Annotated in this window: 16 protein-coding genes; 5 read left to right on the top strand and 11 right to left on the bottom strand. The window is 47.9% G+C overall.

Annotation, left to right across the window (positions count from 1 at the left end; genetic code table 11):
- Positions 1-22: 22 nt before the first annotated feature.
- Positions 23-1,363: a UDP-glucose/GDP-mannose dehydrogenase family protein gene (locus P8H32_RS04540; protein ID WP_301088562.1), complete on the bottom strand. Its 1,341-nt coding sequence runs from the start codon at positions 1,361-1,363 to the stop codon at positions 23-25.
- 214 nt (positions 1,364-1,577) lie between these two features.
- On the opposite strand from P8H32_RS04540, the gene fabA reads away from it, so the two are divergent.
- Both fabA and fabB read left to right on the top strand, forming a co-directional pair.
- The gene (gene fabA / locus P8H32_RS04535) at positions 1,578-2,102 is read left to right on the top strand and encodes a bifunctional 3-hydroxydecanoyl-ACP dehydratase/trans-2-decenoyl-ACP isomerase (protein WP_297292016.1); all 525 of its coding nucleotides are present in this window, start codon (positions 1,578-1,580) and stop codon (positions 2,100-2,102) included.
- An 80-nt stretch (positions 2,103-2,182) separates the two neighbouring features.
- Positions 2,183-3,400, top strand: a complete 1,218-nt coding sequence (gene fabB, locus P8H32_RS04530) for a beta-ketoacyl-ACP synthase I (RefSeq protein WP_297292017.1) — start codon at positions 2,183-2,185, stop codon at positions 3,398-3,400.
- A gap of 138 nt (positions 3,401-3,538) precedes the next feature.
- Here fabB and glp read toward each other — a convergent pair whose 3' ends face one another.
- Genes glp through ssb form a run of 4 tightly spaced genes read right to left on the bottom strand, consistent with a single transcriptional unit; the run spans position 3,539 to position 6,695 of the window.
- Entirely contained in the window at positions 3,539-4,759 is a 1,221-nt protein-coding gene (glp, locus tag P8H32_RS04525) for a gephyrin-like molybdotransferase Glp (protein WP_301088561.1), read from the bottom strand.
- Positions 4,752-5,288, bottom strand: coding sequence for a molybdenum cofactor biosynthesis protein B (gene moaB, locus P8H32_RS04520; protein ID WP_297292019.1), 537 nt, complete (start codon positions 5,286-5,288; stop codon positions 4,752-4,754). The genes glp and moaB overlap by 8 nt, the downstream gene beginning before the upstream one ends.
- Positions 5,278-6,168 (bottom strand): sugar nucleotide-binding protein, encoded by an 891-nt coding sequence (locus P8H32_RS04515; RefSeq protein ID WP_297292020.1) that lies wholly within the window; start codon positions 6,166-6,168, stop codon positions 5,278-5,280. Before P8H32_RS04515 ends, moaB begins: the two co-directional genes overlap by 11 nt.
- 26 nt (positions 6,169-6,194) lie before the next feature.
- Complete coding sequence (gene ssb, locus P8H32_RS04510; protein WP_297292021.1) at positions 6,195-6,695, bottom strand: single-stranded DNA-binding protein; 501 nt, start codon at positions 6,693-6,695, stop codon at positions 6,195-6,197.
- A gap of 195 nt (positions 6,696-6,890) precedes the next feature.
- On the opposite strand from ssb, the gene uvrA reads away from it, so the two are divergent.
- The 3 genes from uvrA to P8H32_RS04495 all read left to right on the top strand — a co-directional run bounded on the left by uvrA (position 6,891) and on the right by P8H32_RS04495 (position 11,244).
- On the top strand, positions 6,891-9,713 hold the full coding sequence (gene uvrA / locus P8H32_RS04505) for an excinuclease ABC subunit UvrA (RefSeq protein WP_301088560.1): 2,823 nt from the start codon (positions 6,891-6,893) through the stop codon (positions 9,711-9,713).
- A 287-nt stretch (positions 9,714-10,000) separates the two neighbouring features.
- Positions 10,001-10,882 (top strand): universal stress protein, encoded by an 882-nt coding sequence (locus P8H32_RS04500; RefSeq protein ID WP_301088559.1) that lies wholly within the window; start codon positions 10,001-10,003, stop codon positions 10,880-10,882.
- Between the two features lie 50 nt (positions 10,883-10,932).
- Positions 10,933-11,244 (top strand): putative quinol monooxygenase, encoded by a 312-nt coding sequence (locus P8H32_RS04495; RefSeq protein ID WP_301088558.1) that lies wholly within the window; start codon positions 10,933-10,935, stop codon positions 11,242-11,244.
- A 105-nt stretch (positions 11,245-11,349) separates the two neighbouring features.
- Here P8H32_RS04495 and hfq read toward each other — a convergent pair whose 3' ends face one another.
- The 6 genes from hfq to rpsM form a co-directional block, all read right to left on the bottom strand.
- Positions 11,350-11,589 (bottom strand): RNA chaperone Hfq, encoded by a 240-nt coding sequence (hfq, locus tag P8H32_RS04490; protein ID WP_297293441.1) that lies wholly within the window; start codon positions 11,587-11,589, stop codon positions 11,350-11,352.
- A 264-nt stretch (positions 11,590-11,853) separates the two neighbouring features.
- Positions 11,854-12,246: a 50S ribosomal protein L17 gene (gene rplQ / locus P8H32_RS04485; protein WP_297293443.1), complete on the bottom strand. Its 393-nt coding sequence runs from the start codon at positions 12,244-12,246 to the stop codon at positions 11,854-11,856.
- A 75-nt stretch (positions 12,247-12,321) separates the two neighbouring features.
- Entirely contained in the window at positions 12,322-13,326 is a 1,005-nt protein-coding gene (gene rpoA, locus P8H32_RS04480; RefSeq protein WP_297293445.1) for a DNA-directed RNA polymerase subunit alpha, read from the bottom strand.
- A gap of 75 nt (positions 13,327-13,401) precedes the next feature.
- Positions 13,402-14,022 (bottom strand): 30S ribosomal protein S4, encoded by a 621-nt coding sequence (gene rpsD / locus P8H32_RS04475; protein WP_297293447.1) that lies wholly within the window; start codon positions 14,020-14,022, stop codon positions 13,402-13,404.
- A 22-nt stretch (positions 14,023-14,044) separates the two neighbouring features.
- Positions 14,045-14,434 carry a 30S ribosomal protein S11 gene (gene rpsK / locus P8H32_RS04470; protein ID WP_085758623.1) on the bottom strand — a complete coding sequence of 130 codons (390 nt, stop codon included), beginning with the start codon at positions 14,432-14,434 and terminating at the stop codon, positions 14,045-14,047.
- Between the two features lie 109 nt (positions 14,435-14,543).
- The gene (gene rpsM, locus P8H32_RS04465; RefSeq protein ID WP_297293450.1) at positions 14,544-14,900 is read right to left on the bottom strand and encodes a 30S ribosomal protein S13; all 357 of its coding nucleotides are present in this window, start codon (positions 14,898-14,900) and stop codon (positions 14,544-14,546) included.
- Positions 14,901-15,037 lie beyond the last annotated feature (137 nt).

Here is a 15,037-nt window from a genome sequence, read left to right as displayed (position 1 = left end):
TGTCCTCTATGACATGCTTTCATTAAAAATTATTACGACCAATTCCGCTATATTTAAAATCAATAGACTTCAAATAGTCAGGGTCATATTGATTGCGACCATCAAAGATAATGGCTTCATTCATTAACTCTTTCATTGCTTCAAAGTCAGGCTGGCGAAAACGCTTCCACTCCGTAACCAACACCAGAGCATCGGCTTGTTTTAATACGTCATATTGGAAATCCACTATCTGCAATTGGCCGTCAGCTAACCATTGCTGTGGAAATTCCCCGGCTGCTGTTGCTTTTGCCACGGGGTCAAAGGCACATACTTTGGCGCCAGCTTCAATCAGGGCGTTAATTAAAACAATGGAGGGCGCTTCACGCATATCATCGGTGCCCGGTTTAAAGGCCAGGCCCCAAACAGCGATGCGCTTGCCTTTTAAGTCACCGCTAAAATAGCTGGAAATTTTACTGAACAGCTTTTGTTTTTGTCTGTTGTTTCTATGCTCCACCGCTGCCAGTAGCGTGGGCTCAAAACCAGACTGCTCAGCGGTATGGACTAATGCTTTAACGTCTTTAGGGAAACAGGAACCACCGTAACCACAACCGGGATAAATAAAAGAGTAGCCAATTCGGCTATCGGAGCCAATGCCTCTTCTTACATTCTCAACATCTACCTGTAGTTCATCACACAGGCCCGCCACCTCGTTCATAAATGAAATTTTTGTTGCCAGCATAGCGTTGGCCGCATATTTGGTCATTTCAGCATCCCGCACCCCCATAAACATCAGGCGGTCACTTGACCTTAGGTATGGGCTATATAACTCGGTCATTTTTTTGCGGGCTTGGTCGCTATTGGTTCCAACAATGACCCGGTCGGGGCGCATAAAGTCATTTACCGCTGCCCCTTCTTTCAAAAATTCAGGGTTGCTGACAACATCAAAGTCGATATCAACTCCCCTGGCGGCTAACTGTCGGGCGATTTCTTCGTTAACTTTATCAGCAGTTCCTACTGGCACGGTCGATTTATCAATAACCACGGCGTAGTGTTGTAAATGCTCGCCAATACTCTGGGCTACGGCCAGCACATACTGCAAATCGGCGGAACCGTCCTCACCCGGCGGGGTACCGACTGCAATAAAGATATATTCGGCATCTTTGATGGCATCGGCAATATCAGAACTAAAGCGCAATAAGCCCGCCTCAATACCGGCGCTAACCACCGTATCCAGACCCGGCTCAAAAATAGGGACTTCACCATTGCGCAGGCGATCCAGCTTGGCTTCATCAATGTCGATGCAGACCACATGGTTGCCCATCTCAGTGAAACAGGCACCAGTAACCAGGCCCACATAGCCTGTACCTATAACCGCAACTTTCAACTATATCCCCTTATGTCTCTATACCTCTACGTATAGCCGTTAAACGCTTAAATTTATTATCTTAACGACGGCACATGCTATATCAAGCCTTCCTATATTCCCAGTGCAATCAACACGTTAAATGTGGCAATTATTGGCTTGCGGGGCTGCCATAGATTACAATGCGCACTTTTCACTCATCCGTGCTTACAAAGTCCCCACATTGGAACATTTTATGTCTGCCCACAATCAAAACTCGTTCACCAAAGAAGAGCTAATGGCCTCTGGTAATGGCACTTTATTTGGTGAAGGCTTCGCCCAATTACCCTCTGACAACATGTTAATGATTGATAGAGTCCTAAATATGACCAAGGATGGAGGTCTGCACGGTAAAGGGGAAGTGATTGCCGAGCTTGATATTAACCCTGACCTTTGGTTTTTCGATTGCCACTTTAAAGGGGACCCGGTTATGCCCGGCTGCCTGGGACTGGATGCCATGTGGCAGCTGGTGGGCTTTTACCTAAGCTGGAGAGGTAATAAAGGTCGCGGCCGTGCGCTGGGCGCTGGCGAAATCAAATTTACCGGCCAGATTCTGCCGGACTCCAAAAAAGTCACCTATCATCTTGATTTTAAAAGAGTTATTGAGCGAAAGTTGATTATGGGTATTGCCGATGGCACCGTTGCTGTCGATGGCAAAGTCATCTATACCGCCAAAGACCTGCGGGTTGGTTTATTCCAGCCTGAGAATATGGCTTTTTAAGCCCAGACAGAACCCTATTTAACCGGGCGCCCACTAAAGCCGCCCAACCCTTGCACTACCCCTTGAAATACGAGGCAGTTATGAAAAGAGCAGTAATTACCGGACTAGGCATTGTATCTTGCATTGGTACGGGCAAAGAGGCCGTACTGGAGTCCCTGAAAGAAGGCAAATCAGGTATACAGTACCGTGAAGATTATAAAGAAGCGGGGCTGCGTAGCCATATTGCCGGCACCATTGATATTGATTTCAAAGAGTATATCGACCGCAAACAATTGCGTTTTATGGGCGATGCAGCCGCATATTCCTATATCTCGATGCAAGAGGCGGTGAAAGATTCCGGCCTGACCGAAGAGCAAGTCTCTAATCCTCGCACGGGTATTATCGCAGGCTCCGGCGGTGCATCATCAGCTAACCTGATCGCCTCAGCGGATATTCTGCGCGAAAAAGGCATTAAGCGTATTGGGCCCTATCGAGTTACCCAAACGATGGGCAGCACGGTATCAGCCTGTCTGGCGACTCCTTTTAAGATTAAGGGTGTTAACTACTCCATTTCTTCTGCCTGCGCCACTAGCGCCCACTGTATTGGCAATGCCCTGGAGCAGATCCAACTGGGTAAACAAGATGTGATTTTTGCCGGCGGCGGTGAAGAAGAGCACTGGACTTTGACCTGCTTGTTCGATGCCATGGGCGCATTATCCACTAAATATAATGACACCCCCGAAAAAGCCTCACGGGCTTACGATGCAGACCGCGATGGTTTTGTTATCTCGGGCGGTGCTGGCATGGTGGTGGTAGAAGAATATGAACACGCCAAAGCTCGCGGCGCGAAAATCTATGCGGAAGTGGTTGGCTATGGTGCCACCTCTGACGGCTACGATATGGTTGCCCCTAGCGGCGAAGGTGCGGTTCGCTGTATGGAACAGGCCCTGGCCACCGTTGACGGTCCACTGGATTATATTAACTCCCACGGCACCTCAACCCCCGCTGGTGATATCCAGGAACTAAAAGCTATTGTTGAAGCTTTTGGTGATAACTCACCCATGATCAGCTCTACCAAGTCACTAAGCGGTCACTCACTGGGCGCCACCGGTGTGCAGGAAGCGATTTACTCACTGTTGATGATGGAAAATAACTTTGTTTGTGCTTCCGCCAATATTGAGAATTTGGATCCGGAAGCGGCCAAGCTGAATATTGTGACTGAGCGTCAGGATGATGTAACTATCACCCGTGCTATGTCTAATAGCTTTGGTTTTGGTGGCACCAACGCCAGTGTGGTGTTCCAGAAAGTCGATAGCTAAAAAAGCGCGTCGTTCCCGCGAAGGCGGGAACCCAGACTGCATGCTTATGCTGTTATTTCCGCTAAAGCGGAAATCTACAGCGCTGGATTCCCGCCTTCGCGGGAATGATGGGATAAGGGGAATGATGGGGGCGCGCGTTTAGCCTAATAAATCAGCCAATAGGATAAGCTGCACATCATCGCCAGCGGCTACTGTCGTATTCGGCGGCAATACTACCAAGGCATTCGCCCAGCTGGCAGAAGCTAAAACACCTGAACTCTGGTTCGGATACAAGATCACCTCATCACCCTGCACCTTAGCCCGCAAATACTCCTGACGAGTACCAGCCTTACCCCAATCAAACCCGGCTTTAGCTTTAGTGATTACCGGAGCAACTTCAGTCTGCCCCTGATAGCGCAATAAATAAGGGCGAGCCAACAAAGCAAACGTTACAAAGACTGACGAAGGATTACCCGGCAGGCCAAAAAACGGGGTACCGTTAACCGAGCCAAAGGCTAAAGGCTTGCCAGGCTTAATATTTAACTTCCACAAGCCAAGCTCACCCAAAGACTCCACTGCCGCCTTAACATGATCTTCCTCACCAACGGAAACACCGCCGGAGGAAATAATAATATCCACTTTATCAGCCAGCGCCTGTAACTGCTGGCAGGTCAACTCAAAATCATCGGCGACAATACCGCCATCAATGACTTCATATCCCATTGCCGCTAACAATGCCGACAAAGTATATCGGTTGGAATTATAAATCTGGCCTTCAGCCAATGGCGTGCCCGGCTCTACCAATTCGTCGCCGGTGGATAGCACCGCTACCTTTAATGGCCGAAACACCTCAACACGGGTAGCGCCAATAGACGCCAATAAACCAATATCCTGGGGCTGTAGTCGTTTGCCTTTGGCAATCACCACGCTGCCACAATGAATATCCTGCCCTTTAGGACGAATATTCTGGCCAGCTTTAATAGCTGCGATGATCTTAATGCCATCACCGACTGACTCGGTATTCTCCTGCATCACTACCGTATCGGCATTATCAGGAACCGCCGCACCGGTAAAAATTCGCGCTGCAGTTCCTGCTAGCAGAGGCCTGCCCATATGCCCGGCGGGAATACGCTGGCTAATGGCCAACTCACCACCGGCGGCCAGGTCACTATAACGAATCGCATAACCGTCCATTGCACTGTTATCGCAGGGCGGTACATCCACAGCTGATAATTGATCAGCAGCCAGTACACGGCCCAATGCCTGCAATAAAGGAACGGTTTCAGTTTCAGTAATAGGCGTTGCCGCCGCAAGGATGGATGCCAGGGCGTCTTCCACTGGCATTAGCGGCGTTCTGGTTTTAAGCCCGGCCTTAGGCATCCTTCTGCTCGGCGCGAGTTTTTAGCACACCTACAAAATTACAGGGGCGATAAGTACTATCCAACTGCTCGCGAATAATTTTACCCCAAGCTGTCTGGCAGGCACTGGTGGAACCCGGCATACAAAAAATCACCGTCTCATTGGCCAAACCGGCAATCGCCCGTGATTGAACCGTTGAAGTACCAATTTCGTCATAGGATAAATACCGGAACAACTCACCAAAACCCTCCACCGTTTTATCAAATAAAACGCTGACCGCCTCCGGCGTAGAATCACGGCCCGTAAAACCGGTACCACCAGTAATCAAAATAGCCTGCACATCCGCATTGGCAATCCACTGGGAAATCACCGCCCGGATTAAATAAATATCATCAATCACAATCTGCTTGTCAGACAAGCGGTGACCTTCCTGCAACAGACTGTCGACCAAATACTGGCCAGAGGTATCGTTTTCCTCTGTGCGAGTATCAGAAACGGTCAGCACGGCTACGCCCAGACTTTGTCTCTCACTTCCGGTACTAACGCTCATCACTTGTTTCCTCGGTTGATTGTTGCTGAAAGATTGCCTTCACGGCGGGCACTACGAAGGTTCGCCAGGGCAGCTGCTTAATACCAAAGGTATTGAGCAGTTTTTCACAGTTCAATAAGGGACGGGGCCAATCGGTATTTGCTATATCTACAGGCTCCAACTTTAATGAATGGTCATAAGCCTCCGCGTATTGGGAAGCTACAGCCAGCACCGTTTCAGCAAACTGATATTCATTGACCGGGTCAGAGCTGCAATAGTGATAAGTACCCCAACTGTCACAACCACAACTTAGCTGGTCAATAATGGCTGATACTACTCGCGCCAGGTCCTGGGCATGCATCGGGCAACTGCTGGCGCCATTGCTCAGGCTTAAGGTTGCACCCGATTTGAACTGGCGAATTAAGGTGGTCACTAAATTATCACCCACTGCACTAAACAACGGACCAATACGTAAAATAATATGACTGCTACAACTTCCTCTTAATAACTCTTCCATACGGGATAGCAAGCCACCAACCTGGCTGGCGGGCACAACCTCGTCAGTCTCGCGATAACGACCACCATCACTGCCATCAAAAACCTGGCTATTGGATAACTGTAGGATGGGAATAGCGGCCTGCTCACAGGCCTGGGCCAACAAGGCCAGGGAGGCGACTAATTCTTCATCCGCCAAATGCTGCTCAAGGCACTCAAGGCTAAGGGCATTGACTACCACGGAAATATCACCGGGAATGGTTAAGGGCGGGTTTTGTACATCAACAAGCCCCTCGTGCTTGAGCCACTCCAGACCTACAGACTCATACTCCCGACCACGAATATCCAACTGCGCTTCCAGCGCATCGCGAATCTGGTGATCCAGAGCAATGATCAGAACTTTCACTGTAACTACCGTCTACTTAAAAGATCCTAAAATGGGATGTCGTCGTCAAAATCATCAAAGTTGCCTGCGGGAGCAGCTTGCGGTTGCTGCTGAGGCTGTTGCTGTTGTTGCGGAGGTTGTTGTTGAGATTGCTGCTGAGATTGCTGCTGGGGCTGCTGATAACCACCCTGCTGGCCACCCATATCCTGTCTTGAATCCAGCATCTGCATTTCGCGGGCTACTATATCCGTAGCATAACGGTCAGCGCCGGTTTGCTTATCCTGGTATTTGCGAGTGCGCAAAGAACCCTCGATATAAACCTTTGAACCTTTGCGCAGATATTGCGCAGCGATTTCAGCCAGGCGACCGTTAAAGGTCACACGATGCCACTCGGTACGCTCTTGCTGCTGGCCGGTTTGTTTGTCTTTCCAGCTCTCAGAGGTGGCGACACTGATATTGGTTAAACTACCGCCATCAGGGAAGGTACGCGTTTCAGGCTCATTACCCAAATTACCCACCAGAATCACTTTGTTTATGCCACGTGCCATGGAACTCTCCAACAATACAATCAATTTAGTTATGCCCTGAACTATACCGCGACAGATCCAATCTGACCAGCCATGAGCTCAAACCAACACCATAAAAAATAAACCACTCTTGCTTTGCCTAAGACAAGCCCAGAGACTTATAATGCTCTGTTTGCAGTAGTGATCCGCGAGCGGGTCAAACGGGTATAGTAAGACATGGATACAATTCTTGTTCGGGGCGCACGCACCCACAATCTCAAAAATATTGACCTGGATATTCCCCGCGATAAGTTGGTGGTGATTACTGGCCTGTCCGGTTCAGGAAAATCTTCACTCGCTTTCGATACGCTCTATGCAGAAGGTCAGCGACGCTATGTAGAATCACTATCCACCTATGCCCGCCAGTTTTTATCGATGATGGAAAAGCCGGATATTGATCATATCGAAGGCCTGTCACCGGCAATTTCTATTGAGCAAAAATCCACATCTCACAATCCACGCTCAACCGTCGGTACGATCACCGAAATATACGATTACCTGCGTTTATTATTTGCCCGTGTCGGCGAACCCCGCTGCCCCGACCACGACGCCAAGCTAGAAGCCCAAACTATCAGTCAAATGGTTGATGCCGTATTGGCCTTACCCGAAGGCACCAAGCTAATGCTGCTGGCCCCCATTGTTAAAGAACGCAAAGGGGAACATGTGCATGTCTTCGACCAATTGCGCGCCAATGGTTTTGTCAGGGCCAGAATCGACGGCAATGTCTACGACCTGGATGAAGTGCCGGAACTGGAAAAAAATAAAAAGCACACCATCGAAGCGGTGGTCGATCGTTTTAAGGTGCGTGATGATTTACAAATTCGTCTGGCCGAATCCTTTGAAACCGCCATCGAGCTAACCAGTGGCACTGCCACCATCAGTTATATGGATGGCAACAAAGACGATATCGTCTTCTCCGCCTTATTTGCCTGTCCTGTCTGTGGCTATAGTATTAGCGAACTGGAACCCCGGCTATTTTCATTTAACAACCCCGCCGGCGCTTGCAGTAGCTGTGACGGTTTGGGTGTTAAACAATTCTTCGACAAAGACCGCTTAGTCCATCACCCGGATGCCAGTCTGGCAGAGGGTGCCATTCGCGGCTGGGATCGTCGCAGCGTGTATTATTTCCATATGCTGAAATCCCTGGCGGAGCATTATGATTTTGATATCGATACGCCCTTTGAAAAACTCAGCAAGAAAAACCAAAAAGTTATTTTGCAAGGTTCCGGTAAAGAAGAAATTAGCTTTAGCTATATCAATGACCGTGGCGATATGTACCAGCGCACCCATACCTTTGAGGGTATTATTCCGAATATGGAGCGGCGCTACCGAGATACTGAATCACAATCAGTCCGCGAAGACCTGGCGAAGTTTTTAAGTACACAATCCTGTCCAGATTGTGATGGCACCCGTTTAAAGCGAGAAGCGCGGCATGTTTTTATTAAAAACCGCGACCTGCCCTCAATTGTTGCCATGCCGGTGGGGGAAGCCAGGGATTATTTCGAAAAATTAAAACTCCCCGGTCGCAAGGGAAAAATTGCCGATAAAATTTTAAAAGAACTACGCGACCGCTTTACTTTTCTGGTTGATGTTGGCTTAAATTATTTAACCCTAAACCGCAGTGCAGAAACCCTCTCAGGCGGTGAAGCACAACGTATTCGCCTGGCCAGCCAGATTGGCGCAGGTTTGGTAGGCGTTATGTATATTCTTGACGAACCCTCTATAGGTTTACATCAGCGGGACAATGAACGCCTATTAAAAACCTTGATCCACCTGCGCGATCTGGGCAATACCGTACTGGTTGTTGAACACGATGAAGAAGCCATTCGCCTGGCCGACCATATTATCGATATCGGCCCCGGCGCAGGCGTCCACGGTGGCGAAGTTGTCGCCCAGGGTGTTTACAAGGATATTATTAAATCCAAAAAATCCCTGACCGGCCAATACCTTTCAGGCAAAAAAGAAATTGTCATCCCCGAAGAACGCACCCCCAACGATGAAGAAAAACAACTGGTCTTACAAGGTGCCAACGGTAATAACCTGCAAGACGTTACACTGGAAATCCCTATTGGTTTAATGACCTGTGTAACGGGCGTTTCTGGCTCAGGCAAATCAACACTGATTAATGGCACGCTTTACCCGATTGCCGCTACCGAACTTAATGGCGCCACCACATTAACTCCGGCTCCGTTTAAAGAAATCACTGGCTTGGATCAAGTTGATAAATGTATTGATATTGACCAAAGCCCTATCGGCAGAACGCCTCGATCAAACCCTGCCACCTACACGGGTATTTTTACGCCAGTGCGCGAACTCTTTGCCGGCACACAAGAGGCACGCTCACGGGGTTATAAACCGGGGCGCTTTAGTTTTAATGTTAAAGGCGGCCGCTGCGAGGCCTGCCAGGGTGATGGTGTTACCAAAGTAGAAATGCACTTTCTGCCAGACGTTTATGTACCTTGCGATGTCTGCAAAGGCAAACGCTATAACCGTGAAACATTAGAGATTCGTTATAAAGGTAAAAGCATTCACGAAGTGCTTGATATGACTATCGAAGAGGCCAGCGAATTTTTTACTAATATCCCTGCCATCGCTAAAAAATTACAAACCCTGGTTGATGTGGGCCTATCCTATATTCGCCTTGGTCAGGCAGCCACCACCCTATCCGGTGGCGAAGCGCAGCGCGTTAAACTTTCGAAAGAATTATCAAAACGCGACACCGGTAAAACCTTATATATTCTTGATGAACCTACCACCGGTTTACACTTCCACGATATTCAACAATTATTAGCAGTACTGCATCGCCTGCGTGACCACGGCAATACCATCGTCGTTATTGAGCACAATCTTGATGTGATCAAAACTGCCGACTGGATTGTTGACCTCGGACCGGAAGGCGGCAGTGGCGGCGGCGAAATTATTGCTACCGGCACACCAGAGCAGGTAGCCAAAATCAAAAAGTCACACACGGGAACATTTTTAAAACCCATGCTTAAATAAGCTCACCATGACACACACACCGTCATTCCCGCGAAGGCGGGAATCCAGCACTGTAAATTTCCGCTTTAGCGGAAATAACAGCATAAGTATGCAGGCTCGATTCCCGCCTTCGCGGGAATGACGGGTGTACGCGGGAATGACGGGTGTGTGCGGGAATGACGGGTGTGTGCGGGAATGGCGGGTGTGCGCGGGAATGACGGATAGATAAGCTATGACCTTAATCAACGCACACTTAATCATTAGCTGCTAATCTGTATAGACACTGAAGTGATATACGGAGCAAAATCATGGAAAAACTGCTAGTCATCGCCGACAAAGAAGACGGAAAAAATGTTGCCCTGGCTCGTGCGGCCAGCCTGCAAGCTGCAACCGGCGCAAAAATAACCCTACTGGGCTTTTGCTATGTCAATATCAGTAACCCAAACGACTTAAAGTTTGCCACCTTAAGCCGCGGCCAACTGGAAAAACACGTGGTTGCCAACCGCCAAAAAGAGCTGGAAAAACTCGCCAGACAGCTAAAAATCAAGCCCAAAAATATCACCATCAAAGCTATCTGGGGTAAAGATATCGCCCAGGCCATCATCAGCCATTGCAGCAAACACAATGTCGATATGGTGATTAAATCCGCCCATCGCAGTGAAACCCTTCTCTATACCTCAACCGACTGGCAGCTGCTAAGAAGCTGCAGCGCACCGGTTATGATCACCGCCAGTAAAAGCTGGAAGAAAAAGCCTCGCATCGTTGCGGCACTGGACTTCTCTACCACCATCAAGTCCAAAATTGCTTTAAATCACAAAGTGTTTAAGCATGCACTGGCACTGGCCAACTCACTGGATCAGGAGGTTCATATAGCCCATGCCATCAGAACGCCACAGGCCTTAATCGACCTGGATATTATCGACTCCCGGAAATATATCAGTAAAAAGCGTAAAGAAGTCCAGGCCACAGCTAAAGCATTTTGCGAGGACTATGATGTCGACCCTGGCTGTGTGCAGCTTAAGGCCGGGCCACCGGAGAAGATCATCCCCAGTATTGCCAGTAAACTGAAAGCCGATGTTGTGGTGACGGGCACCGTGGGCAGAAGAGGCATTAAAGGCAAATTGATGGGCAATACCGTGGAAGCTATTCTAAACCGCTTACACACCGACGTTATTGCCATTAAACCCTAAGCTTTTTAAGCTGGCGCCCTAACAATATTCAAGACAACAAAGGATCTAAAATGATTATTGTATTAGCCACTATAGAATCAACCATTGAAGATATTAACAACCTGCACCAGGCCATTGTGGATATGCAAACCGCCACTACTGAAGCCGAGTCAGGTAATATCGCTTACACTTTTACTACTGACGTGACCAATCCAGGGACTATACGTGTTATTGAGCAATGGCAGTCCATGGACGCGCTTAAAGAGCATATGGCCGCACCCCATATGGCGACTTTCCAAAAAGCCATGGCGGGCTACCCGCCTAAATCTATGGATGTGAAGATCTATGAAATATCCCAGGAACTGCCACTCTCTGCGATGTAACAACCACCGTCATTCACGCGAAGGAATGACGTTCCTTTGTGGGAATGACAGAATAAAAAAAGGCGTATAGGTAAACCTATACGCCTTTTTATAGCTGATAACTGGCTAGCTGGAAGCTTCCTCAGCCTCTGATGGCAAGCGCACATTGCGCGAGGGCACCACAGTAGAAATAGCATGCTTAAACACCACCTGGGTGGATACATTTTTAAGCATCACCACAAACTGATCAAAGCTTTCGATAGTACCCTGCAGCTTAATCCCATTTTTCATAAAGATTGAAACCGGAATACGCTCTTTGCGAAGAGCATTTAGAAATGGCTCTTGTATCTTTTGCGCCTTATCCATTAAAACACCTCATTAATTATTCTTACCCAAGCATAGCTGCTCAGCAGCAAAAGCAAAAGCCAGATAACAAAAACAGTAGTTATATTACTACCCCGTCCCTATTAAGACACTTCTGAAGTGAAAATCCCCACCTGCGAGTATCAATTAGTTTATTTATAACGCGCATCACCAGGTATGACAGGCTTCGCTTACATGACAGGCAATAAAAAACCGAACTAAAAAGTCCGGTTTTTTTAAGGTGGATACCGCCCTTAGGCGTTGATCTTAATCCTCATCACCCTCAAGGATATCTTCAACTTGTGGACGATCTACTAATTCAACATAGGCCATTGGCGCTTTATCACCCGTACGGAAGCCAGCCTTAAGGATACGGATGTAGCCTCCTGGGCGCTCCTGGTAACGTGGACCAAGGTCAGAGAACAATTTGCCGACAGTAGCTTTGTCGCGGGTGCGATCGAAAGCCAAACGACGGTTTGCTACTGAATCCGTTTTACCTAAAGTGATTAGCGGCTCGGCATAACGACGCAGTTCTTTCGCTTTTGGCAATGTAGTTTTAATCAGCTCGTGCTCAACTAATGAGTTAACCATATTACGGAACATCGCTTTGCGATGTGTAGTGTTACGGTTTAGTTGGCGGCCACTATGACGATGACGCATGGGTCTATTTCCTATTTCTTACGGAGCAGTAGTTGCTGCTCCCGTTAATACTATGACGCTACGATTAAGTGGCTATTAAGAAGCTAATAGCTTGTCGTCGTTTTTAAGGCTGGCAGGTGGCCAGTTGTCCAGGCGTAAGCCTAGAGACAAACCACGTGACGCCAATACGTCTTTAATTTCTGTTAGTGACTTCTTACCCAGGTTAGGGGTTTTCAGCAGCTCAACTTCTGTGCGCTGAACAAGGTCACCAATGTAGTAAATATTTTCTGCTTTCAGACAGTTGGCTGAACGTACCGTTAACTCAAGATCGTCAACTGGACGCAGTAGAATTGGATCGACTTCGTCTTCCTCTTCCTCTGGCTCAGCTTCTTTTTCACTTTCAAGGTCAACAAAGACTGACAGCTGCTGCTGCAAGATAGTCGCTGCACGACGAATCGCTTCTTCAGGATCAATAGTACCGTTGGTTTCCAGATCCAGAACCAATTTGTCCAGGTCAGTACGCTGTTCAACACGAGCATTTTCTACCACGTAAGCTACGCGGTGTACTGGGCTGAAAGAAGCGTCTAACTGCAGACGACCAATGCTGCGAGTTTCTTCTTCGTCAGTTTGACGAGCATCCGCTGGAATATAACCCCGGCCGCGGCCGATGGTTAGCTTCATGTTTAATGAACCAGCTTCATTTAAGTTGGCAATAACATGGTCTGGGTTAGAAATTTCAATTTCGTGATCAACCTGAATATCACCGGCAGTCACAGGACCTGCACCAGTTTTGCTCAAGGTTAATACGGCTTCGTCTTTTCCGTGCATCAAAATAGATACACCCTTCAGGTTCAACAAGATTTCAATCACATCTTCCTGAACACCTTCAATAGCACTGTACTCATGCAATACGCCGTCGATTTCAACTTCTGTAACGGCACAACCTGGCATGGACGACAACAGAATACGACGCAAGGCATTACCTAAAGTATGACCAAAGCCACGCTCTAATGGCTCCAGGGTTACCTTGGCGCGGGTTGAGCTTACTTCGTCTACATCGATAACGCGTGGCGTTAAAAATTCGTTTACTGCACTCTGCATATGGACACCTGTGTAGTATAAGTCCTTTAGATTGAGGGTTTGTGTCTAAGTAATTGGTCTTCTAATTAAAGAGGATTACTTAGAGTACAATTCAACAATCAAGTTTTCGTTAATCTCGGAAGAAAGGTCAGCGCGATCTGGCTGAGCTTTATAGGTTCCTTCCATATTGCCTGCATTAACTTCAATCCACTCTGGCTCACCACGCTGGGCAGCTAGTTCGATTGAGTGCTTAACACGCAACTGTGTTTTTGCTTTTTCGCGAACAGAAACTTTGTCTCCCGCTTTAACTTGGTAAGAAGCGATGTTAACCACTTTGTCGTTAACCAAGATAGCTTTGTGGGAAACAAGCTGACGTGCTTCGGCGCGTGTTGAGCCAAAACCCATACGATAAACTACGTTATCAAGACGACTTTCCAAAAGCTGTAACAGGTTCTCACCGGTTGCGCCTTTTAGACGAGCTGCTTCTTTGTAGTAGTTGCGAAATTGCTTTTCCAGAACGCCGTAGATACGACGAACTTTTTGCTTTTCACGAAGCTGAACGCCGTAATCCGACAAGCGACCGCGACGGGCGCCGTGGAAACCGGGAGCGGCTTCTGCTTTACATTTTGAATCCAGAGGACGAACACCGCTCTTTAAGAACAGGTCTGTACCTTCTCTTCTGGACAGCTTACATGTAGGGCCTAAGTATCTAGCCATTGTTGTATTCCTGTATTCTTAATTAAACGCGACGTTTCTTGGGAGGACGACAGCCATTGTGTGGAATCGGCGTAACGTCATTAATGCTACCAATCTTGTAACCGACATTGTTCAGTGCGCGAACCGCAGATTCACGACCAGGACCGGGGCCCTTGACTTCAACGTCTAAGTTTTTCAGACCGTATTCCTGGGCTGCGATACCCGCACGCTCAGCAGCAACCTGCGCAGCGAATGGGGTAGATTTACGCGAACCACGGAAACCGGAACCACCAGCTGTTGCCCAGCTGAGTGCGTTACCTTGACGGTCTGTGATGGTAATGATGGTGTTGTTAAAAGACGCATGGATGTGCGCAATGCCATCCACAACGGTCTTTTTGACCTTTTTACGGGCCGGCTTAGTATCTTTAGCCATTTTCTTCCTACTCTAATATCAGCACTACAAAAGTGATGTAGCTACACTAAAGTAATTGAATCAATTACTTGTTTTACTCAAAAATAATAACGAGGTTAACTACCTGAAATTACTTACGAATTGGTTTACGAGGACCTTTACGAGTCCGGGCATTAGTCTTGGTACGCTGACCACGTAGTGGCAGGTTTTTACGATGGCGTAAGCCACGGAAGCAACCCAAGTCCAACAAACGCTTGATATTCATTGACACTTCACGACGAAGATCACCTTCTACGCTAACCTTGCCAATTTCAGTACGGATGGTATCCAGCACGTCTTCTGACAGAGAGCCAATTTTAGTATCTTCAGCAACACCCGCAGCAGCACAAATCTGCTTCGCTGTAGGGCGACCAATACCGTAGATGTAGGTCAACGAGATCACCGCATGTTTATGGTCGGGAATGTTGACACCAGCTATACGAGCCATCCAAATTACTCCAAAACTTTCATTTTTAACGCTTAACGCTGCCTTTTACTGCCCTAAAGAGGGACTCTAATCTGCTCAATTTCAGGCTAAATACCCGCAAAATTGAGCCACTGCGCAAAAGGCGCGACAGTTTAGCG

Origin of the sequence: Oceanicoccus sp. (assembly GCF_029238675.1) — a bacterium.
In the GTDB taxonomy this organism is placed as follows: domain Bacteria; phylum Pseudomonadota; class Gammaproteobacteria; order Pseudomonadales; family Dasaniaceae; genus Oceanicoccus.
This window is presented reverse-complemented; position numbering and strand designations above follow the sequence as displayed.

Bases quoted from the DNA above. Each gene is read 5' to 3' on its own strand.
- P8H32_RS04500 (WP_301088559.1), top strand. From the start codon at position 10,001: ATGGAAAAACTGCTAGTCATCGCCGACAAAGAAGACGGAAAAAATGTT.
- ssb (WP_297292021.1), bottom strand. From the start codon at position 6,695: ATGGCACGTGGCATAAACAAAGTGATTCTGGTGGGTAATTTGGGTAAT.
- fabB (WP_297292017.1), top strand. From the start codon at position 2,183: ATGAAAAGAGCAGTAATTACCGGACTAGGCATTGTATCTTGCATTGGT.
- rpsM (WP_297293450.1), bottom strand. From the start codon at position 14,900: ATGGCTCGTATAGCTGGTGTCAACATTCCCGACCATAAACATGCGGTG.
- rpsK (WP_085758623.1), bottom strand. From the start codon at position 14,434: ATGGCTAAAGATACTAAGCCGGCCCGTAAAAAGGTCAAAAAGACCGTT.
- fabA (WP_297292016.1), top strand. From the start codon at position 1,578: ATGTCTGCCCACAATCAAAACTCGTTCACCAAAGAAGAGCTAATGGCC.
- hfq (WP_297293441.1), bottom strand. From the start codon at position 11,589: ATGGATAAGGCGCAAAAGATACAAGAGCCATTTCTAAATGCTCTTCGC.
- rplQ (WP_297293443.1), bottom strand. From the start codon at position 12,246: ATGCGTCATCGTCATAGTGGCCGCCAACTAAACCGTAACACTACACAT.
- rpsD (WP_297293447.1), bottom strand. From the start codon at position 14,022: ATGGCTAGATACTTAGGCCCTACATGTAAGCTGTCCAGAAGAGAAGGT.
- P8H32_RS04495 (WP_301088558.1), top strand. From the start codon at position 10,933: ATGATTATTGTATTAGCCACTATAGAATCAACCATTGAAGATATTAAC.
- uvrA (WP_301088560.1), top strand. From the start codon at position 6,891: ATGGATACAATTCTTGTTCGGGGCGCACGCACCCACAATCTCAAAAAT.
- moaB (WP_297292019.1), bottom strand. From the start codon at position 5,288: ATGAGCGTTAGTACCGGAAGTGAGAGACAAAGTCTGGGCGTAGCCGTG.
- glp (WP_301088561.1), bottom strand. From the start codon at position 4,759: ATGCCTAAGGCCGGGCTTAAAACCAGAACGCCGCTAATGCCAGTGGAA.
- rpoA (WP_297293445.1), bottom strand. From the start codon at position 13,326: ATGCAGAGTGCAGTAAACGAATTTTTAACGCCACGCGTTATCGATGTA.